This is a genomic window from Herbaspirillum sp. 1130, from assembly GCF_017833835.1.
Lineage (GTDB): Bacteria > Pseudomonadota > Gammaproteobacteria > Burkholderiales > Burkholderiaceae_D > Herbaspirillum > Herbaspirillum huttiense.
In genome coordinates this window covers 652,147-671,360 of record NZ_JAFICQ010000003.1, presented here as the reverse complement: position 1 = coordinate 671,360, position 19,214 = coordinate 652,147, and the positions used below count along the sequence as shown (strand labels likewise).

Here is a 19,214-nt window from a genome sequence, read left to right as displayed (position 1 = left end):
TTCATATTCAGACAGTCCTGACTGTACTGCAATGCCGGAAAGCCTGCTGACGCCCTGCCCCATGAAAAAGGCCCGCATCCTTGCGAATGCGGGCCAGCCCACGACTACCTCTGCTACGGTTACTACAGTGCTACAGGTACTACAGCCGCCTGCTTTCCCCGAGTACCAGTCTTTCAAGCAAGCGACTGGACGGGAGTATCCCGGTTTACGGCGTTCATGGGCATAGGAAAAGTCTGAAAAAACGAGATCAAGTTGTGCCGGACTGCTATTCCGTTTTGCCGGACTGACTTGTCTTATCGGATTTGTCCGATTTGTCCGTTTTATCTGCCTTGTCCGATTTTTCTCCCTTGTCCTGCTTGAAGCGGGTCACCAGCAACTGGTTGATGCGATTGCCTTCGATATCCACCACCTCGAACTTGAAATCGGAGAAGAGCACGAAATCGGTCTTCTTCGGAATCTTGCGCAGCATGTACATGATGAAACCCGACAAGGTCTCATAGCCGACCGGGTTGGGATACTCGTCGATGTCCAGTTCGTTCATGACATCGTTCAAGGGCGTCAGGCCATCCATGAGCCAGGAGTTCTCGTCACGGCGCACGATCTGCTGCTCTTCCTCGGTGATGGCCAGCAGATTACCCATGAGCACGCCCGTCACGTCGGTGATGCTGATGATGCCGACCACCAGTGCATATTCGTTCACCACGATGGCCAGGTCTTCATCCATGGCCTTCATGCGTTCCAGCACTTCCCACAGGTTCAGGGAGTCCGGTATGGACAGCGGCGTATGCACCAGACCCTTGTCGGCCAGGGAGAACTGTTCACCCTTGAGCAAGCGCTTGAGCACATCCTTGCTGTCGATGTAGCCCAGCACCGCATCGATATGCCCATCGCAGACCAGGAAGCGCGAATGCGGGTGATCGATGATCTTCTGGCGGATCATGTCTTCGCTGTCGGTCAGCAGGAAATAGACGATGCTGTCGCGCGGCGTCATGGCCGAGGGCACGTAGCGGCTTTCCAGCTCGAACACGTTCTCGATCAGGTGATGCTCCTGCGTGAGCAGCACACCGGCCTGCGCGCCCGCGTCGACCATGGCGTGAATCTCGCTGGGCGTGATGACGTCCTGGCGCACCTGCGGCAAACCGAACAGCGTGAAGATCCACTTCGACAGACTGTTGAAGAACCACACCAGCGGCCTGAAGAGCGTTTCCAGCAGCAGCATGGGCTGCACCAGCGCCACCGCGGCGCGCTCGGGCGCGGCCATGGCCAGGCGCTTGGGCATGAGGTCGGCAAAGAGGATGAAGAAAGCCGTCACCACCAGGAAGGACATGGCAAAGCTGATGTTCTCCAGCAGCGGGCCGACGTAAAAGGTGCTGACGATCTCGCGCATGTGCGGCGTGAGCGCCGGCTCGCCGACCACACCACCGAGGATGGCCACGGCGTTCAGGCCGATCTGCACCACCGTGAAGAAATTGCCCGGCTGGGCTTGCAGCGAGAGGACCCGGTCGGCGTTGTGCACGCCCTCCTTGGACATCATCTCAAGACGGATCTTGCGCGAGGCGGCAATGGAGATCTCGGCGCAGGAAAGAAAGGCGCTGACCACGACCAGGAGCAGGATCAGCAGCAGACTGGTGAATATGCTCATGTTGTTCATGTTGTTCTTATCTCATTGATTTGACGTGACATTCTCTCGCGCAACGGGGAGAAAAAGCAAATTCACGCCAATCAAGGACAGAGTGAAGCCTCCTGCCGGCCGGGCAGCAGGGTCCTCCAACACAAACTTCGCTCACTGCTTCAATACACGTCGCGCCGGTAACGCCCCTGTTCCGCCAGCGCCTGCAGGGCGTCCTCACCCAGAATCTCCTGCAGGGCCAGTGCCACGCCACCGGCCATGCCCTGCAGGCTGCCGCAGACGTAGACGCTGGCACCCTCCTCCACCCATTGCCGCAGGACATCGGCGGCTGCGCGCAGCTTGTGCTGGACATAGATACGATCGGGCTGGTCACGCGAGAAGGCCAGGTCCAGCCGTTGCAGCCAGCCCTGGGCCTGCCACTCCTGCAGCTCCTGCTGATGGAAGAAATCGTGCTGACGCGAGCGCTCGCCGAACAACAGCCAGTTGCGCCGCTGCCCCGCCGCCACGCGCTCGCGCAGATGCGCCCGCAGGCCGGCCAGCCCGGTGCCGTTGCCGATCAGGATCAGCGGGCGATCATCGCCGGGGCCATGGAAACTGCGGTTGCTGCGCACGCGCAGGGCGATCTCCTGCCCCGGCTGCGCATGCAGCCCCAGCCAGCCGGAACCCAGACCGGCGCGCCCATCGGGCAGGCGCATCAGGCGCACCATCAGTTCGAGAGCGCCATCGGCGGGCAGTGAAGCAATCGAATAAGCGCGATGCGGCAGCACTGGCAAAGCGGCCAGCAATTCCTCATCGGGCAAGCTGCGCAATGCGGCGAGCTGGTCGGTCTCATGCGGCAGCAGGCGCGTGGCCAGCGCTGCGCGCAGGGAATCGTCCTGGCGGCCAATCGCTTGCAGGAAGGCATCAACAGCCGCCCCGCTGTTGTGCGGGCCGATCTCGGCGATATCGCCGGCCTGCCATTGCGGGGATGGCAGATCCAGCGGCGTGAGGCTCAGGTGAAACACCGGCTCCCCCGCGCTGCCCGGGTTGAGCACGCGCCGCCCGGCCAGCCGCCAGCGGCCATAGGCCGGTGCGCTCCAGTCGGCTTCATCGCTATGGCCACTCAGGACACCCAGTTGATGCTGCCAATGCCGCAGCGCGCCCTCATCCCCGTTATCCACCTCGATGGCATCGAACAGCGGCTGCGCATGGCGGCGGCACAGCCAGGCGTGCAGCGCGTGGCCGAAGGCGCAGTATTGCTGATAGCTGCGGTCGCCCAGGGCCAGCACGCCGAAACGCAGGTCCGGCAATGCGGCACTGTCGCTGCTGCCCAGTTGGCGGGCCAGTGCGGATGCGTCATCGGGTGCATCGCCTTCGCCGGTGGTGCTGGCCACGAACAGGGCCAGGCGCGTGGCCAGCAAGTCGGCATCGGTCAACTGTCCGGCAGGCAGCACGCGCACCACCAGGCCACCTGAGCGCAAACTTTGCGCGGTCTGCCAGGCCAGTTGCTCGGCTATACCGGTCTGGCTGGCAAAGACGACCAGTACGGTTTGCGGGCCAGTGGCCTGTACAGTTCCCCACTGGGCCAGCTGCAACTGCTGCGCGCGACGATGCCGGAGCAAGGTCATCACGCAGAACACCAGGTAAGTCAGCGCCACCAGCGCGGCCATCAGGTATCGGGTCTGCATGGCGTCGCTCACTGCAACATGGCGGCCAGGGCCGGGGTGAGGCTCTCACGGAAGCCACCGGCTTCGCGGGTGATGAAAAGAGCGGCAATCCCGCGTTCGCGGGCAAAGGACAGTCCGGCTTCCTCGCCCAGTACAGTCAACACGGTCGCCAGGGCATCGGCCACCATGCATTGCCGGTGCAGTACCGTGACAGACGCCAGTGCACTGCGCACAGGTGTACCGGTACGGGGATCGATGGTGTGGGCGTAGCGCAGGCCGTCGTGATCGACATAGCGGCGATAATCGCCCGAGGTGGCGATGGCCAGGCCGTGCAAGGCGACCACCATGCCGGCGCTGTCATCCTGCGGCGGGCGTTCCAGCGCCACCCACCAGGGCTGACCATCGGCCTTGACGCCCTCCCCCACCAGTTCGCCGCCGACCTCCGCCAGCCAGCTCACGCAACCGCAATCGCGCAATGCCTGCGCGACCAGGTCCACCGCATATCCCTTGGCGATCCCGGAAAAATCCAGATGCACGCCGCCCGCCTGCTGTACCTTGCGCTGCGCACGGTCGAACACGAGACGCTGCCAGCCGCAACGCTGGCGGGTCGATTCAAGCAAAGTCGCGTCTGGCAGGCGCAATGCGTCGCGCTGCACGCTGCCCGCACCGAAGCCCCACAAGTCCACCAGCGGACCGACCGTGGGATCGAAGGCACCGGCGCTGTCCACGGCCATGGTGAGCGCGGCATCCAGCACGGTGAAAAAGTCCGCCGGCAAGGCATGCCAGCTACCCGCAGGGGCGCGGTTGAAACGGCTGATGAGGGAATCGGCTTCCCAGGTACTCATCTCGTCGATGACCCGCTGCAGCCGGGCCGCGATGTCCGTTGCGATCGTCTCCTGCGTGATGCTGCGCGGGGCCAGCGCCTGCACGCTCCAGGTGGTGCCCATGGTCTGCCCGGACAGGCGCTGGAGCGCCACATCAGGCGGCAGGAGGGACGGGGCTTGCAGGTCGACGGGGATCAGGACGCGGTGGGACATCGTCATCTTCAGCAATGAAAACGGCACCTGCAATGCAGGTGCCATCGGGGTCAATCAAATGCCATCAAAGGCGATCAAGCGATCACGCGATCAGGGCAGCACTTCGATGGTGGCGATGTAGGTGGCACGACGTTGCGTGGCCTGCGGCAGCGAGGTCTTCTGGTCGGAGACGCTGGCTTCCATCCAGTACATGCCCGGGCCGGTCCACTTCACGCTGAACTTGCCGTCGGCATCGGTCTTGAGCTTGCTGTCCAGCAGCTTGTCGCGATAGCGGATGCCGCCGGGTACCAGTTCCACTTCCACATCCGACGCCGGCTTGCCATCGAGCAGCAGCTGGAAAGTCGCGGTGTCGCCCGCCACCAGGTCGGTGGGATGGGTCACCGGTTGCAGCTCCAGGCCCACGCCGGTCGGGGCCAGCGCGCCCTTGCTCGGCTTGCCGGCGGTGACGAAGGTTTCCACGCGGCTGTTCATCTGGGTCACCTTCAGATCGGTGGCATTGGCCGGGATTTCCTTGGCCAGGGTCTCGGCGGTGCCGCGCCAGCGCTTCTGCTGGCCATCCACCTTGTAGCTGGCGAAGACGCCATTGTTGACCACGGCGATCTTGTAGGTGCCGGGCTGGCTCAGTTGCACATCGAAAGTGCTGCGGTACTTGCCGGTGGCGGCGTTGACCGCTTGCACCGGCTTGCCTTCGGGGCCGGTCACGACCAGGCCGTCCAGGCGCAGCGGGAAGTGTTCGAAGTAGAACAGGTCATTGGAAACGGCGGCGTCCACCGTGACCCAGGCTTCATTGCCCGACAGGACGGTGGCCGAGGGCAGCAGCCACTGGCGGTGTGCGTGGGCCGACAGCGGCAGGCTGATGGCCAGGGCCAGGGCGGCGATCTTCATGGAGCGGCCGGCGAAATGCTTGAGGGAAAACGACATGGCAGGTTCCTTGTTCTGGTTGATCTTGTTGGGGAGTCAGAGATGGCAAGCCATCAGGGCTTCAGTTCCAGGGCCACGGCACCCAGCTCGCTGCTGCCTTGGGCCTTGGCGCTCTGGGCGGCCTTGGGCGGCCACTGGAACGGCACCTTGACCAGCTCGCGGCCGCCGACTTCACGCGCGGCTTCCACCATCAGCACATAGTCGCCGGGAGCGAGATTGGCGAGCGGTCCCTTGCCGGAGCCGAAATTGAGTTTCTGTTCACCCGGTGCACGGGTCGCACCGCTGACGCCATCGATGGGCATCTGCTGCTCACGCCCGCTGCGACGCCACCATTGGCGCATGTCCTTCAACCACTTCTCGCCTTCCTTGTCCTTTTTCTTCACGTCGTACCAAACCGCCAGGTTGGCGGCCACGCTCTGGTCGGCGCGTTCGATCCAGGCGGCAAGATAGGGCCGGTGATATTCGGCCACGTTCAGGGTCGGGATTTCAATCTTGACGTTCATCTCCGCTGCGCCGGCCGGGGCGGCAGCGGCAAACAGCGCCGCCATGGCCAGGGCCAGGGCGGTCGGTTTCAACAGGGCGGACTTGCTACGCTTCATGGGACCTCGCTAAGAAAACAGGATGACTGGCTGCAAGCCGCAAGGGCCTGTCTGGCTAAGGGAAACGACGAATTCAGTGAATGAAGACCAGCGCCAGCAGCAAGGGCGCTACCAGCCCCAGCGCCACCAGCGGCCAGGTGGCCGGGCGCTTGCCGGCGTGCATCTGCAGCAGGAACAGGCCGGTGATGCAGAACACCAGGCAAGCCACCGCAAACACATCGATGAACCAGCTCCAGGCCGCGCCCGTATTGCGGCCCTTGTGCAGGTCATTGAAATAGGAAATCCAGCCACGGTCGGTCTTCTCATACTCGACCTGGCCGTCCTCCAGCGCCACGCGCAGCCAGGCATCCCCGCCCGGGCGCGGCAGCGCCACGTAGACTTCATCGGCCGACCATTCGGCGCTCTGCTGGTCCACCGTCACCGCCAGTTCTCGGCCGACCCAGTCGCGCACCGCGGGCGGCAGCGCGGCCTTGCTGCTGCCTTTGGCATCGGCCGCTTCGGCCTGTTGGCGCAGCGGGGCCAGCAGGGATTCGGGCAGCGTGGCCTTGCGATGGGTGACCTGCGGCTTGGCCTCGATCTGCGCCGCGTGATTGAGCGTGAGACCGGTGGCGGCGAACACCAGCATGGCCACCAGGCAGATGCCGGAACTGATCCAGTGCCATTGATGCAGATGCTTGAGCCAGAAGGCGCGGCGTTTCTGGTCGGCAACTACAGGCAGGGAATGGGCGGCAGCGGGCTTCATGAGACGGCAGCGGAATCGGGAAGGAGGGGCAGGACGAGGATCCTCGGATCTCGCACCAAATAATAATAATTCTCAATTATATCTGGACTCATCCATGCCTCGCTAGCCGCCCGGCGGACTTTTACTTTGCGATACATGAGGATACAAACCCCATCAGGGAGCCAGCCCCGCCGCGATACGCAGCGCCGGTGCCAGCGAGGCCGGCAGCATGGGACCGTGGGCCAGTCCCGGAAAACTTTGCCATTGCACCGCCAGGCCGTGCCGGTCGCGCAGACGGCCGGCCAGTTCCGGCAAGGCCTGCGGCGGGATGGCTGCGCGCGCGGCCAGCATGGCGCGGGTACGTGCATCGTCCGCCTCTGCGAGCATGCGCTCGCGCCGTTCTGCCTCCCCCGCCATCAGCCACAGCCGGGCGCCGGGCGCTCCCGGAAAACCCCGCTCTTCCTGCAGGATCACCCCGCCCTGCCACCACAGCGAGGGACTGGCCGCGATATAGCGGCTGAACAGGCCGGGCCGGGTGAACAAGGTGTGCAGCACGAACAGGCCGCCATAGGAGTGGCCCCACAGGCTCAGTTGCGTGGCGTCCAGTGCCACCTGCTGGCGCACCTGGGGCAGGATGCGATCCTGCAGCAAATCCAGGAATACCGTCGCGCCACCGCCCCGTCGTCCGCGCGAGGTTTCCTCATCGACCTGACCGGCAGGGATGGGCGGCGTGTAGTCATACGCGCGGGCAGCCACGTCGAAGCGCAGCGCCGTGTCGTAGCCCACGGCCACGATGACCGGCGGCGAGCCCTCCTGCAAGGCCTGCAACTGCGGCTCGTCGATGGCCGCCAGCGCCGCGTTGCCATCGAGCAGCACGATGGCCGGATAGCCCTGCCGCGGTGGCGGACGCAGCGGCACGCCCAAGGTGATGCGGTAGCTGCGCTGACCATCCACGGAACCCAGCGTGAAGCGACTGAAGCGATACCAGGCCGAGCCCGTGTCAGCGATGGTGGGGCCCAACGGACGCGACAGATCTGGCTGGGCCGTCGCCCGGATGGGCAGGCAGGCGAGCATCGCCGCCCCCAGGATACGCCGGCGGCCCGGCAGCAGCGGCGCCATCAGAAGCGCTGGGTCAGGCTGACCCACAGGCGGCGGCCGTCGCCGACGGTGTTGAAGCTCTGCTCGTCCAGGCGCTTGTCGGTCAGGTTGTAGATGGCCGCGCTCACCGAGGTGCGCTGGTTGATCGCATGCGTCACGCCCAGATCGGCCAGCGTATAGGCCTGGTACTCCTTCACGCCCGAGGACGAGATGGTGGTCCCGGCCGTGCCCACGCGCGCGGCGGCGTTGACTTCCTTGCCGTGGTAGTTCAGCGCGGTCCACACCGTCCAGGCGTCGGCCGGGGTCCAGTCCGCGCGCAGGTTGAACATGTGGCGCGGCGTGCGGGCCAGCGCATAGCCATCGTAGCTGCCGCCCTTCTGGCGCGAATCGGTGAAGGTGTAATTCGTCTTGAAAGCCAGGCTGCGCGTGGCCTGCCAGCGACCGCTCAGCTCCAGGCCCTTGATGGTGGCGCGATCCACGTTGTAGCTGGTCCAGAGACGGTAATTGTTGTTGGCCGACCAGCGGGCGATGGAGCCATCGGCGTTGTAGACCAGGGCATTGCTGACCTTGTCCTTGAAGTCGGTGTAGAACAGCGTGGCACCGCCGGAGAGGCCGGCATGGTTGTCCCACAGGGCGCCCAGCTCCCAGCTGGTGCTGGTTTCCGGTTTGAGGTTGGGGTCGCCGATGATGACGCCGCAGGTGCCGGTGGGACCGACGGTGCAGCCGGCACCGCCGGTCGTGTAGGCGTAGCCCGGCGCGATGGTACGAATGTCCGGTGCCTTGAAGCCGCGCGAGACCCCGCCCTTGATGGTGAGCTGCTCGCTGCCATGCCACACCGCGTAGAGGCGCGGGCTCCAGTGGTTGCCGTAGACCTGGTGGTTGTCCAGGCGCAAGCCGCCGGTCAGGGCCAGGCGCTCGGTGAGTTTCCACTCATCCTCCACGAACAGCGCCTTCTGGGCAATGCGGAATTCCTGCACGCGGGTACTGCTCACGCCGGGATTGACGTCGGTGAGCGTGGCCTCGTTCCACTGCCCGCCCAGCACCATCCAGTGCGCGCCCAGCGGCACGGACAGCTTGCCGTCCAGTACCAGATTCTCGATCTTTGGCGCGCGCGTGGCCTGGGTGTAGCGATCGCTGCCGACGGGACTCTCGGTATAAGTTTTGCGTTGCGCCTTCTCGTAGGCGATCGAGACATCCGAGGTGGCCCAGCCGTAGCGGCCCGTATGCGACAGTGCCATGTGGTCGCGCGGGTTTTCGGTATAGCTGTCGGCGGTGGTACGGGTCGCGGCCAGCGTGTGATCGCTGGAGGCGTCGCGGCGCACCTGGGATGTGCCGATCTCGGCCAGGATGTCGTGATTCTTGTTGGGCGTGAGTGCCAGGCGCGCGGTGAAATCGGTATCGAGCGCCTTGGTATTGCCGTTGAGAATGCGGTCTTCCTGGCGCTTGTAGACCTTGCCCCACAGTTGCAGACCCAGGACCTCGCTGGCGATCGGGCCATTGACGTAGAACTGGCCCTGGTAGGCGTCGCCCGAGTCGCCATGCTGCTGCAGCGTGGTGTCGACGCTCAGCGAGCCGCCCCATTGCCGCGCCACTTTCTTGGTGATGATGTTGATGACGCCCCCCATGGCATCGGAGCCATACAGTGAAGACATCGGTCCGCGTACTACCTCGATGCGCTCGATGGCCTCCAGCGGCGGAATGTAGGACTGCTCGAAGCCGGAATTGCCATTGGTCCGCGCATCGCGCGTGCTCTGGCGCTTGCCGTCCACCAGGATAAGCGTGTAGGCACCGGGCAGGCCACGAATGAAGATGTCCTTCTCGCTGGCCGTACCGGTGATGGTGACGCCCTCGACATCACGCAGGGCATCGGTGAGATCGCGGAAAGGACGCTTCTTCAGTTCCTCCTGGCTGATGACGGTGATGCTGGCCGGTGCGTCCACCACCTCCTGTTCGAAGCCGGTGGCGGTGACCACCACTTCCTTCAGGCCAGCCCCGGCATCCTGCGCCACGGCCAGGCCGCAACCGGAGACGTACAAGGCCAGCGCCGCCGCTACCGCCTGCGCCATGCGCGTAACGGACAGCGCGCCAGGCGCAGGAAGGTGATGGTGCGGATGATGCATGATGAATTCCCCTGTGGTGATGACGAGCCAGGGTCCGGGCGCAAGTCCGCCCCTGCAGGCGGCAACGGCAGCCCGCATCGACGCGGATGCATGGGAAGGCGAACGGGACCGGCACGGCCCGGACAATGGCGATTGATTTGCGAATGAGAATTATATTCATTTAAAATTGGCAAAAGTTTGTCAAATTGTGGCAAGCCGCACGGTGCGCGCGACCCATCCGGGCGCATTGCGCGCACCGCCGTCATCGAGGGGAAGGAACAAGAACATGCACGCGCAACGTCACGTCCTGGTGGTGGACGATCATGCGGACATCAGCGAGCCGCTGGCGGCCTACCTGCGCCGGCAGGACATGCAGGTCAGCCTGGCCGCCAATGCGGCGGAGGCACGGGCGTTGCTGCAGGCGCAGGCATTCGACCTGGTGGTGCTGGATGTGATGATGCCGGGCGAGGACGGTCTTTCGCTGTGCCAGAGCATCAGCCAGCAGCATGGCACCCCGGTGATCCTGCTCACTGCGCTGGCGGCCAGCAGCGACCGCATCCGTGGCCTGGAGACCGGTGCCGACGATTACGTGGTGAAACCCTTCGATCCCCATGAGTTGCTGGCCCGCATCCGCAGCGTATTGCGCCGGGTGGCACGACAGTTGCCGGTCCCGGCCAAAGCGGCCAGTACCGGCACGGTGCAGCGCTATGTCTTCGACACCTGGACACTTGATGTGCAACGGCGCGAACTGCGCGACCGCGACGGCACCCTCGTGACCCTCTCCAGCGTGGAATATCGCCTGCTGCGGGCGCTGGTGGAGCATCCCAACACGGTCCTGTCGCGCGACCGCCTGCTGGACCTGACCGCCGGCAGCGACGCGCTGGCCTTTGACCGCAGCATCGACAGCCAGGTCAGCCGTCTGCGCAAGAAACTCGAACCCGATCCGCGCAAGCCCGGCCTGCTCAAGACGGTCTGGGGCAATGGCTACCTGCTGGCCGCGCACGTGAGTGCCGACCCGGCCACGCCATGAGGGCCTGGCCGCGCAGCATGACCGCACAATTGCTGGCCTTGCTGCTGCTGGGTCTGGTGGCGGCACACCTGATCGGACTGCTGCTGGTGCAACCGAATGGCACGCGCATCCACGTCATCTCGCGCGACCAGATGGCCGAGCACGCCGCCGTGGCCTGGCGCCTGGCGCAGCTGCCGGCGGCGCAAGCGCAGGAGGCACTGGCACGTGCCAGCGACGGCGACACGCGCTACCGGCTCGATCCGGATCCGCAGATCGATGCCGCCCATGAGGAGGGCGGCGACCAGGATCTGCTGCGCCAGCGACTGCAGGCGCAACTGGGCCTGCCGCCCGAGGCGCTGCGCATCAGCCTGCGCGAAGCCGACGATGGCCCGGCCCTGCTGCGCATCGCGCTGCGTACGCCAGCGGGCCTGTGGGTCAACACGCAGCAGCAGCCCTTGATCACGCAGGGCTGGGTCCGGCCACTGCGGTTTTCAGTCCCTGTGAGCACCCTGCCGGTGTTGCTGATCGTGGCCTTGTTCCTGCGCCGCATCCTGCGTCCGGTCAAGGCGCTGGCCCAGGCGGCAGAACGGGTGAGCCGCGGCGAGGAAGTGGCGCCACTGCCGCTGACCGGCCCGCAGGAAGCGCGCGAGGTCACTGCGGCCTTCAACCTGATGCAGCAACGCCTGCGCCGCTTCGTCGAGGACCGCACCCGCATGCTGGCGGCCATCAGCCATGACCTGCGCACCCCGATCACCTCATTGCGCCTGCGCGCGGAACTGGTCGATGACGCGGCCCTGCGCACGGCGATGATCCGTACTTTGGACGAGATGCGGGTGATGGTGGAAGAGACCGTGCGCTTCGCACGCGATGATGCGCATGCCGAAGCCACGCGGGAAATCGACCTGGCGGCGTTGCTGCAGGAACTTGCTCAGGAGCACGCCAGCCAAGGCCGCGATGTACAGATCAGCGTGCAGAAAAATGTGCAGCAGAAAGTGCAGAACAAGGTAGCGCATGACCCCCTGGCGCAGCAGGACGCTCCCCTGCGCTATCGCTGCCGGCCCGTCCATCTCAAGCGCGCGCTGTCGAACCTGGTGGACAACGCCGTGCGCCACGGCCAGCGGGCGAGATTGTCATTGATCGTGGAGCACGATGGCAGCCTGTCCATCCTCGTCGACGATGACGGTCCCGGCATTGCGGAGGAACACTTGCAGGAAGTCTTCAAACCCTTCGTGCGCCTCGACCCGGCACGCTCCGGCGGCAACTTCGGCCTGGGCCTGGCGATCGCCCGTTCCTGCATCGAGGCCCATGGTGGCCGGCTGGAACTGCGCAACCGCCACCAGCCGGGCGACCAGGGCCTGCAAGCCTGCATCAGCCTGCCGGCCTGAACCGGAGCAATGCGCAGGCCTCAGCGCAGCAGTTCGTAAGGCCCGCCCTTCTCCAACGCACGCTGATAGGCCGGGCGCGCATGGATGGCTTCGAGGAACTTGAGCAGATTGGGATGGCGGCCATCGAGCCCGCCACGTGCCCGCATGCCCTCCACCGGGAAGCTCATCTGAATATCGGCCCCGGTGATGCTCTTGCCGGCGAACCAGCCATCCTTGCCCAGTTCGGCTTCCATGTAGCGCATCTGCCGCTCGATCTGCGGTGCCACCAGACGGCTGCGCATGCCCTCGGACAGCATCCGCGCAATCGGACGGATCAGCGCCGGCACGGCCTTGGGCATCTTGCTGAAGATCAGCCCCAGCAGCAGCCAGGGCATGGCCGAGCCCTCGGCAAAGTGCAGCCAGTAGCGGTAGCGCAGGCGCTCGGGCGTGCCGGGTGCGGGCAACAGGCCACTGTCGGCACCGTAACGCTCCAGCAGGTATTCGACGATGTTGCCCGATTCGGCCACCGTCAGATCGCCATCGGTGATGACCGGCGACTTGCCCAACGGATGCACTTTCAGCAGCTCGGGCGGGGCCAGCATGGTCTTGGGGTCGCGCTGGTAAAACTTGATCTCGTAGTCCAGGCCCAGCTCTTCCAGCAGCCACAGCACGCGCTGCGAGCGGGAGTTGTTCAGGTGATGCACGGTGATCATGGCGCGGTCCTTGTAAAATGCGAAGCGACAACTCTAACACCATCAAGAAACCCGCCCCATGGCCGTCACGCCTCTTTACAAACAATTTGCCGACCAGCTCGCGGCCTCCATCCGCGACGGCGTGCTGCGCCCGGGCGAGCGCATCGCCTCGGTGCGCATCGCCAGCCAGCAGCACAAGGTCAGCGTCACGACCGTGGTGCGCGCCTACGAACTGCTGGAAAGCCGCGGCATCATCGAGAGCCAGCCGCAGTCCGGCTACTTCGTGCGCGAACAGGCCGAGAGCATTCCCCGCCCCGTCATCAAGCCGCCTTCTCAGGCCGATCATCCGGCCTGGCAGGAATCCACCGAGGTCGACGTCAGCCGCCTGGTGCTGGCCACCCTGAAGACCATCCAGCAGGACGGCACCGTGCCGCTGGGTTCACCCTATCCCAACCCGGCACTGTTTCCTTCGCACCGGCTGGCGCAATACGCCGGCCGTATCGCGCGCCACGCCAGCCAGTCCAGCGTGTTCGACGACCTGCCGCCGGGCCACCCGGACCTGCTGCGCCAGATCGCGCGCCGCTATCTGGAAAACGGCCTCAAGGTCGATCCCGAAGAAATCGTCGTCACCGTCGGTGCCACCGAGGCCATCAATCTCTGTCTGCAGGCTGTGGCCCGTCCCGGCGACACCATTGCGGTGGAGACCCCGACCTTCTACGCCATGCTGCACGCCATCGAGCGCCTGGGCATGCGGGCCCTGGAAATCCCGACCGATCCGCAGCGCGGCCTCGATGTCGGGGTCCTGGAAGAGCGGATGAAGACGCAGCCGGTGGCGGCCTGCATGGTGATGCCCAACTTCCAGAATCCGCTGGGTTTCCAGATGCCGGACAGCGAAAAGGAAAGATTGGTGCGCCTGGCCGAACAGCACCAGATGCCGCTGATCGAAAACGCCGTCTACAGCGAGCTGTATTACGGCAATGCCCATCCTTCATCGCTGAAGAACTATGACCGCGAGGGACTGGTGCTGCATTGTTCTTCGTTTTCCAAGAGCCTGACCTCGGCCTACCGCATCGGCTGGGCGATGCCGGGGCGCTATCGGGCGCAGGTGGAAAAACTCAAGTTCCTCAACACGCTGGCCACGCCGACCGCGCCGCAACGCGCCATCGCGGAATACCTCACGCAGGGCGGCTATGAACGCCACCTGCGGCGCGTGCGCCGCGTCTTCGCGCAGCAGCGCGACATGATGCGGCACTTCGTGCTGCGCTTCTTCCCGGCTGGTACGCAGGTGTCCGAGCCGCAAGGCGGTTATGTGCTGTGGGTGGAATTGCCGCAGGGGGTGGATGCGATGGAACTGTATCGCCGCAGCCTGGCGCTGGGGATCACGGTGGCACCGGGGCGCATCTTTGCGGCGACCAACCGGTACAGTCATTTCATTCGGCTGAACTACAGCTATGCCTGGTCGAAGGAGACCGAGCAGGCATTGAAACTGGTGGGGAAACTGGTTGAGGAACTGGCAGGGTGAATTTGCGGCGCGCCTGAACGGTGCGCCGCAAACCGCATTTCGCATTTCGCATTTACTGAGGCGACACCAGCAAGCTCACGCTACCGGTCCCATCCTCATTCATCTCGACCTTCACCACCCCGGCCTCTTCCAGCGCCGACAGGAAGCGCCGCAAGGTACTCATGCGCAATTGCGTGCGCTTGGACAAGCGCGCCAGCGACAGCGCCCCGCCCTCCTTCTCTTCAGCATCCGCCTGCAGGGTTTCCACGATCAGCAGCACTTCAGGCGGCACGCCCATCTGCTGCGCGCGGGCCTGCAGATCGGCGTCCTCCTGGGCGGGCATCTCGACGACGCTCATGCCGGCCTCCATCACGCTGCCGAGCGCTGCACCGCCGAACGCGACAACAGCACCGGAATGGATTTGGAAGTGGGCGTGCGCGCCTTGTCGGCAAAGCTTTCCAGCGGCACCAGCGGATTGGTCTCGGGATAGTAACTGCCGATACAACCGCGCGGGATGTCATATTCCACCAGCAGGAAACCATCGGCACGGCGCTCCACGCCGTCATCCCAGACGCTGGTGATGTCGACCCATTCACCATCCTTCAAACCCAGCATCTGCAGGTCCGCCGGGTTGATGAAGACCACGCGGCGCTGGCCGAACACGCCGCGATAACGGTCGTCCATGCCATAGATGGTGGTGTTGTACTGGTCGTGCGAACGGGTGGTCATCAAGGTCAGCAGCTTCTCGCCATGGATCGCGCGGGCACGATGGATGGGCGTGTCCTTGGGAATGTCATGGACGATGAAGTTGGCCTTGCCGCTGCCGGTCTTCCAGACGCGATCGCGCGAGGCCACGCCCAGGTGGAAGCCGCCCGGATTGGCGATGCGCTCGTTGTAGCCCTTGAAGGCGTCATACACCTTCTCGATGGCGTCGCGGATGCGCGAATAATCTTCGGCGTACCACAGCCAGTCGATCTTCGGACCATTGTTGCGCGACTTCATCGTCGCTTCGGCGAGATGCGCCACGATGGCCGTTTCCGACATCAGGTGTTCGGACGCCGGCTTGTTGATGCCGTAGGAGACGTGGACCATGCTCATCGAATCTTCCACCGTCACGCCTTGCGGACCAGACTTCTGCACGTCGATCTCGGTGCGGCCCATGGTCGGCAGGATCAGCGCATCCTTGCCATGCACCAGGTGGCTGCGGTTGAGCTTGGTGGTGATGTGTACCGTGAGGTTGCAGGAACGCATGGCCTCGAAGGTGCGCGGCGTATCAGGCGTGGCCATGGCGAAGTTGCCGCCCAGGCCGATGAAAACCTTGGTACGGCCTTCCAGCATGGCCATCACCGAACCCACGGTGTCATTGCCGTGATGGCGCGGGGCCTTGAAACCAAACACCTGTTCCAGGCGATCCAGGAAGGCCGGGGTCGGCTTCTCGTCGATGCCGACCGTGCGGTCGCCCTGCACGTTGGAGTGGCCGCGCACCGGGCACAGGCCCGCACCCTGGCGGCCGATGTTCCCGCGCAGCATCATCATGTTCGACAGCAGCTGGATGGTGGCCACCGCGTACTTGTGCTGGGTCAGGCCCATGCCCCAGGTGGCGATCACGGCCTTGCCCTTGACGTAGACCTGGGCCAGTTTCTCGATGTCTTCGCGCGAGACGCCGGACTCGGCGATGATGTCATCCCAGCTTTCGGCGCGCGCCTGGGCGGCGAATTCCTCGAAGCCGGCGGTATGTTCCTCGATGAACTTGACGTCGATCACGCGCTCGGCACCGGCCGCCTTGGCCGCGTCATCCAGTTCGATGGTGCGCTTGATGACGCCCTTGATCAGCGCCAGGTCGCCGCCCAGCGTGGGGTGGATGAACATGGAACTGATGCGGGTGCTGCCCATGGTCAGCATCTCGACCTTGCTCTGCGGATCGGCAAAGCGCTCCAGGCCGCGTTCCTTCAAGGGGTTGATGGCCACGATGGTGGCGCCGCGCTTGGAAGCGTGGCGCAGCTCGCCCATCATGCGCGGATGGTTGGTGGCCGGGTTCTGGCCGAACAGCAGCAGCGTGTCGCAATGATCGAAATCTTCCAGCAGCACCGTGCCCTTGCCGATGCCGACCGTGCCCGGCAGGCCCACGCTGGTGGGTTCGTGGCACATGTTGGAGCAGTCGGGGAAATTGTTGGTGCCGTACTGGCGCACGAACAACTGGAACAGGAAAGCCGCTTCGTTGCTGGCGCGGCCGGACACATAGAAGTCCGCCATGTCCGGATCGGGCAAGGCATTGAGGTGCTTGGCCATCAGCTCGAAGGCGGCGGACCAGTCGATCTTCTTGTACTTGTCGGTGGCGGCGTCATACACCATCGGATGCGTCAGGCGGCCGTGTTCTTCCAGCTCGTAATCCGATTGCTGCATCAGCTCGGTGACGGTGTGCTTGTCGAAGAACTCGGGGGTGACACGCTTCTTGGTGGCTTCGGCGGCCACGGCCTTGACGCCGTTCTCGCAGAATTCGAAGGTGGAAGTGTGCTCGCGGTCCGGCCATGCGCAACCGGGGCAATCAAAGCCGTCAGGCTGGTTTTGCGACAACAGGGTACGCAAACCCTTGCCGTCGGCTACGTGTTCCTTGACCAGGTTCAGCGCGACATACTTCAGTGCGCCCCAGCCGCCTGCGGGTTGATTGTATTGCTCGATTCTTGGTTTGGAAGGCATGTTGTCTCGGGATGGAGTGGAGTCCAGTGTAGGAGAAGTCTAGGACACGCCAGTCCCGACCGGAATGCACAGGGAGCGGCGACGGATTCAAGCACAGTGCCTGTCAAGCCGCGCGCGCAAAGACTCGCCGACGATGTGTACAGTAGCTGAAGTTGCGGGTGTCTGCTTTTCTGTACCGGAACTGTCCGGCCACTGTACTGTTATCCGTACGCCCATCCGTACCGGCTGCTGCCGGGCTCAGTCATCCAGCGGCAGCGCCAGTGTCTCCTTGATTTCTTCCATCACCACATAGCTTTTGGACTGCGCCGCCCCCGGCAGCTGCAGCAGGATATCGCCCAGCAGCTTGCGGTATTCCGCCATGCCCCGGATGCGCGCCTTGATGAGGTAGTCGAAGTCGCCCGAGACCAGGTGGCATTCCTGCACTTCGGGAATGCGCAGCACCTCGCGGCGGAACTGCTCGAACATGTTGCCGGACTTGTGATTGAGCGTGATCTCCACGAACACCAGCAAGGTCGCGCCCAATGACTCGGGATTGACGCGCGCGTAATAGCCGCTGATGACGCCATCGCGCTCCATGCGCCTGACCCGTTCGATGCAGGGCGTAACTGACAAACCGACCTGCTCCCCGAGCTCCTTCATGGAGATGCGGCCATCCTTCTGCAACACGGCCAGGATGCGATGATCGAGCTTGTCGAGGGTGCGAATGGACTGTTGCTGGGTTCTCATGAAATTTTCCCGTTTCAGCGCGATTTTCATGAACTGTTCATGAAATCAGCCATAAATACGCGAACAAACACTATTTATTCACCCATATCATAGCTGAATCTTCTAATCCAACAGCCTTTTGCAGCGGCATCAACGAAACGGGGAGTTCAGCATGCGCGTCGTCATTCTTGGAAGCGGTGTCATCGGGGTCACCAGCGCCTGGTATCTGGCCAGGGCCGGTCACGATGTGACCGTGCTGGACCGCCAGCCCGGCCCTGCGCTGGAAACCTCCTTCGGCAATGCCGGCCAGATCTCTCCCGGCTATGCCTCGCCCTGGGCCGCCCCCGGTATTCCCCTGAAGGCCATCAAGTGGATGTTCCAGGAACATGCTCCGCTGGCCATCCGCCCGGACGGCACGCTCAACCAGCTGCGCTGGATGTGGCAGATGCTGCGCAACTGCAACGCCGAAAGCTACGCCGTCAACAAGGAACGCATGGTGCGCCTGGCTGAATACAGCCGCGACTGCCTGCGCGACCTGCGCGCCGATGTCGGCATCCCCTATGAAGGCCGCCAGCAAGGCACGCTGCAACTGTTCCGCTCGCAAGAACAGCTCGAGGGTGCCGCCAAGGACATCGCCGTGCTGCAGGAAGCCGGCGTGCCCTTCGAACTGCTGACCCCCGAACAGCTGGGCGGTGCCGAACCGGCGCTGGACAAGGTGCGCGGCAAGCTCACCGGCGGCCTGCGCCTGCCCAATGACGAAACCGGCGACTGCCAGCTCTTCACCACCCGCCTGGCCAGGATGGCCGAGCAACTGGGCGTGAAATTCCGTTATGGCGTGTCGATCGACGCCCTCACCATGGCCGGTGGCAAGATCGCCGGTGTGGTCTGCGGCAAGGAACTGGTGCAGGCCGACAGCTACGTGGTCGCCCTCGGCTCCTACTCGCCGCAACTGCTGCGCGACATCCCCGGCCTGCCGGGCATTCCGGTGTATCCGCTCAAGGGTTACTCGATCACCGTGCCGATCACCGATGCCTCGGCCGCACCGGTCTCCACCATTCTCGACGAGACCTACAAGATCGCCGTCACCCGCTTCGATGACCGCATCCGCGTCGGCGGCATGGCCGAGATCGTCGGCTATGACACGGCCCTCAAGGCCAAGCGCCGCGCCACGCTGGAACTGGTGGTCAACGATCTGTTCCCCGGTGCGGGCGACACGAAGCAAGCCAGCTTCTGGACCGGCCTGCGCCCGATGACCCCGGACGGCACGCCCGTGGTCGGTGCCACCCCGGTCTCGAACCTGTACATCAACACCGGTCACGGCACGCTGGGCTGGACCATGTCCTGCGGTTCGGGCCAGCTGCTGGCCGACCTGATCTCGGGCCGCCGCCCTGCCATCGCCCATGAAGACCTGTCGGTGGCGCGCTACATGGCCTCGGGCAGCACCGTGCAGACGCCGCGTCTGGCTGGGGCCTGATCGCTGCAACAGGACATCCTC

17 protein-coding genes are annotated in these 19,214 nt (G+C 64.5%); 5 read left to right on the top strand and 12 right to left on the bottom strand.

Annotation, left to right across the window (positions count from 1 at the left end; translation table 11 throughout):
• Positions 1-265: 265 nt before the first annotated feature.
• The 8 genes from JOD78_RS16605 to JOD78_RS16570 all read right to left on the bottom strand — a co-directional run bounded on the left by JOD78_RS16605 (position 266) and on the right by JOD78_RS16570 (position 9,772).
• Positions 266-1,642, bottom strand: a complete 1,377-nt coding sequence (locus tag JOD78_RS16605; RefSeq protein WP_134135052.1) for a hemolysin family protein — start codon at positions 1,640-1,642, stop codon at positions 266-268.
• 149 nt (positions 1,643-1,791) lie between these two features.
• Positions 1,792-3,297, bottom strand: a complete 1,506-nt coding sequence (locus JOD78_RS16600; protein ID WP_245202159.1) for a sulfite reductase flavoprotein subunit alpha — start codon at positions 3,295-3,297, stop codon at positions 1,792-1,794.
• 8 nt (positions 3,298-3,305) lie between these two features.
• Positions 3,306-4,313: an FAD:protein FMN transferase gene (locus tag JOD78_RS16595; RefSeq protein WP_209568430.1), complete on the bottom strand. Its 1,008-nt coding sequence runs from the start codon at positions 4,311-4,313 to the stop codon at positions 3,306-3,308.
• Between the two features lie 90 nt (positions 4,314-4,403).
• Positions 4,404-5,234, bottom strand: a complete 831-nt coding sequence (locus JOD78_RS16590) for a DUF4198 domain-containing protein (protein WP_134135048.1) — start codon at positions 5,232-5,234, stop codon at positions 4,404-4,406.
• Positions 5,235-5,287: 53 nt separating this feature from the next.
• The gene (locus JOD78_RS16585; RefSeq protein WP_034333040.1) at positions 5,288-5,833 is read right to left on the bottom strand and encodes a DUF2271 domain-containing protein; all 546 of its coding nucleotides are present in this window, start codon (positions 5,831-5,833) and stop codon (positions 5,288-5,290) included.
• A gap of 73 nt (positions 5,834-5,906) precedes the next feature.
• Positions 5,907-6,575 carry a PepSY-associated TM helix domain-containing protein gene (locus JOD78_RS16580; protein WP_204725269.1) on the bottom strand — a complete coding sequence of 223 codons (669 nt, stop codon included), beginning with the start codon at positions 6,573-6,575 and terminating at the stop codon, positions 5,907-5,909.
• 153 nt (positions 6,576-6,728) lie between these two features.
• Complete coding sequence (locus JOD78_RS16575; protein WP_209568432.1) at positions 6,729-7,673, bottom strand: alpha/beta hydrolase-fold protein; 945 nt, start codon at positions 7,671-7,673, stop codon at positions 6,729-6,731.
• Positions 7,673-9,772 (bottom strand): TonB-dependent receptor, encoded by a 2,100-nt coding sequence (locus tag JOD78_RS16570; RefSeq protein WP_121039049.1) that lies wholly within the window; start codon positions 9,770-9,772, stop codon positions 7,673-7,675. Before JOD78_RS16570 ends, JOD78_RS16575 begins: the two co-directional genes overlap by 1 nt.
• Between JOD78_RS16570 and JOD78_RS16565 the strand changes: the two genes are divergently transcribed.
• From JOD78_RS16565 to JOD78_RS16555, 3 genes are all read left to right on the top strand, one after another.
• Positions 9,771-9,908 (top strand): hypothetical protein, encoded by a 138-nt coding sequence (locus tag JOD78_RS16565; protein WP_166675051.1) that lies wholly within the window; start codon positions 9,771-9,773, stop codon positions 9,906-9,908. The genes JOD78_RS16570 and JOD78_RS16565 overlap by 2 nt on opposite strands.
• Positions 9,909-10,037: 129 nt before the next feature.
• Positions 10,038-10,781 carry a response regulator gene (locus JOD78_RS16560; RefSeq protein ID WP_121039046.1) on the top strand — a complete coding sequence of 248 codons (744 nt, stop codon included), beginning with the start codon at positions 10,038-10,040 and terminating at the stop codon, positions 10,779-10,781.
• A 17-nt stretch (positions 10,782-10,798) separates the two neighbouring features.
• Positions 10,799-12,145, top strand: coding sequence for an ATP-binding protein (locus JOD78_RS16555; RefSeq protein WP_209568434.1), 1,347 nt, complete (start codon positions 10,799-10,801; stop codon positions 12,143-12,145).
• 20 nt (positions 12,146-12,165) lie between these two features.
• Here JOD78_RS16555 and JOD78_RS16550 read toward each other — a convergent pair whose 3' ends face one another.
• Positions 12,166-12,837 carry a glutathione S-transferase gene (locus tag JOD78_RS16550; RefSeq protein WP_121039040.1) on the bottom strand — a complete coding sequence of 224 codons (672 nt, stop codon included), beginning with the start codon at positions 12,835-12,837 and terminating at the stop codon, positions 12,166-12,168.
• A 58-nt stretch (positions 12,838-12,895) separates the two neighbouring features.
• On the opposite strand from JOD78_RS16550, the gene JOD78_RS16545 reads away from it, so the two are divergent.
• Positions 12,896-14,338, top strand: coding sequence for a PLP-dependent aminotransferase family protein (locus tag JOD78_RS16545; protein WP_121039037.1), 1,443 nt, complete (start codon positions 12,896-12,898; stop codon positions 14,336-14,338).
• Between the two features lie 52 nt (positions 14,339-14,390).
• On the opposite strand, the gene JOD78_RS16540 is transcribed toward JOD78_RS16545, so the two are convergent.
• The 3 genes from JOD78_RS16540 to JOD78_RS16530 form a co-directional block, all read right to left on the bottom strand.
• Positions 14,391-14,675 (bottom strand): helix-turn-helix domain-containing protein, encoded by a 285-nt coding sequence (locus JOD78_RS16540; protein ID WP_227022609.1) that lies wholly within the window; start codon positions 14,673-14,675, stop codon positions 14,391-14,393.
• 11 nt (positions 14,676-14,686) lie between these two features.
• Positions 14,687-17,014: an FdhF/YdeP family oxidoreductase gene (locus JOD78_RS16535; protein ID WP_121039031.1), complete on the bottom strand. Its 2,328-nt coding sequence runs from the start codon at positions 17,012-17,014 to the stop codon at positions 14,687-14,689.
• A 237-nt stretch (positions 17,015-17,251) separates the two neighbouring features.
• The gene (locus tag JOD78_RS16530; protein WP_026051927.1) at positions 17,252-17,740 is read right to left on the bottom strand and encodes an Lrp/AsnC ligand binding domain-containing protein; all 489 of its coding nucleotides are present in this window, start codon (positions 17,738-17,740) and stop codon (positions 17,252-17,254) included.
• 151 nt (positions 17,741-17,891) lie between these two features.
• Here JOD78_RS16530 and JOD78_RS16525 point away from each other — a divergent pair, with 151 nt between their 5' ends.
• On the top strand, positions 17,892-19,193 hold the full coding sequence (locus JOD78_RS16525; protein ID WP_121039028.1) for a D-amino acid dehydrogenase: 1,302 nt from the start codon (positions 17,892-17,894) through the stop codon (positions 19,191-19,193).
• Positions 19,194-19,214 lie beyond the last annotated feature (21 nt).

Coding starts and splice junctions, on each gene's coding strand:
- JOD78_RS16525 (WP_121039028.1), top strand. CDS start 17,892: ATGCGCGTCGTCATTCTTGGAAGCGGTGTCATCGGGGTCACCAGCGCC.
- JOD78_RS16560 (WP_121039046.1), top strand. CDS start 10,038: ATGCACGCGCAACGTCACGTCCTGGTGGTGGACGATCATGCGGACATC.
- JOD78_RS16555 (WP_209568434.1), top strand. CDS start 10,799: ATGACCGCACAATTGCTGGCCTTGCTGCTGCTGGGTCTGGTGGCGGCA.
- JOD78_RS16535 (WP_121039031.1), bottom strand. CDS start 17,014: ATGCCTTCCAAACCAAGAATCGAGCAATACAATCAACCCGCAGGCGGC.
- JOD78_RS16550 (WP_121039040.1), bottom strand. CDS start 12,837: ATGATCACCGTGCATCACCTGAACAACTCCCGCTCGCAGCGCGTGCTG.
- JOD78_RS16530 (WP_026051927.1), bottom strand. CDS start 17,740: ATGAGAACCCAGCAACAGTCCATTCGCACCCTCGACAAGCTCGATCAT.
- JOD78_RS16575 (WP_209568432.1), bottom strand. CDS start 7,673: ATGGCGCCGCTGCTGCCGGGCCGCCGGCGTATCCTGGGGGCGGCGATG.
- JOD78_RS16545 (WP_121039037.1), top strand. CDS start 12,896: ATGGCCGTCACGCCTCTTTACAAACAATTTGCCGACCAGCTCGCGGCC.
- JOD78_RS16580 (WP_204725269.1), bottom strand. CDS start 6,575: ATGAAGCCCGCTGCCGCCCATTCCCTGCCTGTAGTTGCCGACCAGAAA.
- JOD78_RS16585 (WP_034333040.1), bottom strand. CDS start 5,833: ATGAAGCGTAGCAAGTCCGCCCTGTTGAAACCGACCGCCCTGGCCCTG.
- JOD78_RS16570 (WP_121039049.1), bottom strand. CDS start 9,772: ATGCATCATCCGCACCATCACCTTCCTGCGCCTGGCGCGCTGTCCGTT.
- JOD78_RS16590 (WP_134135048.1), bottom strand. CDS start 5,234: ATGTCGTTTTCCCTCAAGCATTTCGCCGGCCGCTCCATGAAGATCGCC.
- JOD78_RS16540 (WP_227022609.1), bottom strand. CDS start 14,675: ATGAGCGTCGTCGAGATGCCCGCCCAGGAGGACGCCGATCTGCAGGCC.
- JOD78_RS16565 (WP_166675051.1), top strand. CDS start 9,771: ATGATGAATTCCCCTGTGGTGATGACGAGCCAGGGTCCGGGCGCAAGT.
- JOD78_RS16605 (WP_134135052.1), bottom strand. CDS start 1,642: ATGAGCATATTCACCAGTCTGCTGCTGATCCTGCTCCTGGTCGTGGTC.
- JOD78_RS16595 (WP_209568430.1), bottom strand. CDS start 4,313: ATGTCCCACCGCGTCCTGATCCCCGTCGACCTGCAAGCCCCGTCCCTC.
- JOD78_RS16600 (WP_245202159.1), bottom strand. CDS start 3,297: ATGCAGACCCGATACCTGATGGCCGCGCTGGTGGCGCTGACTTACCTG.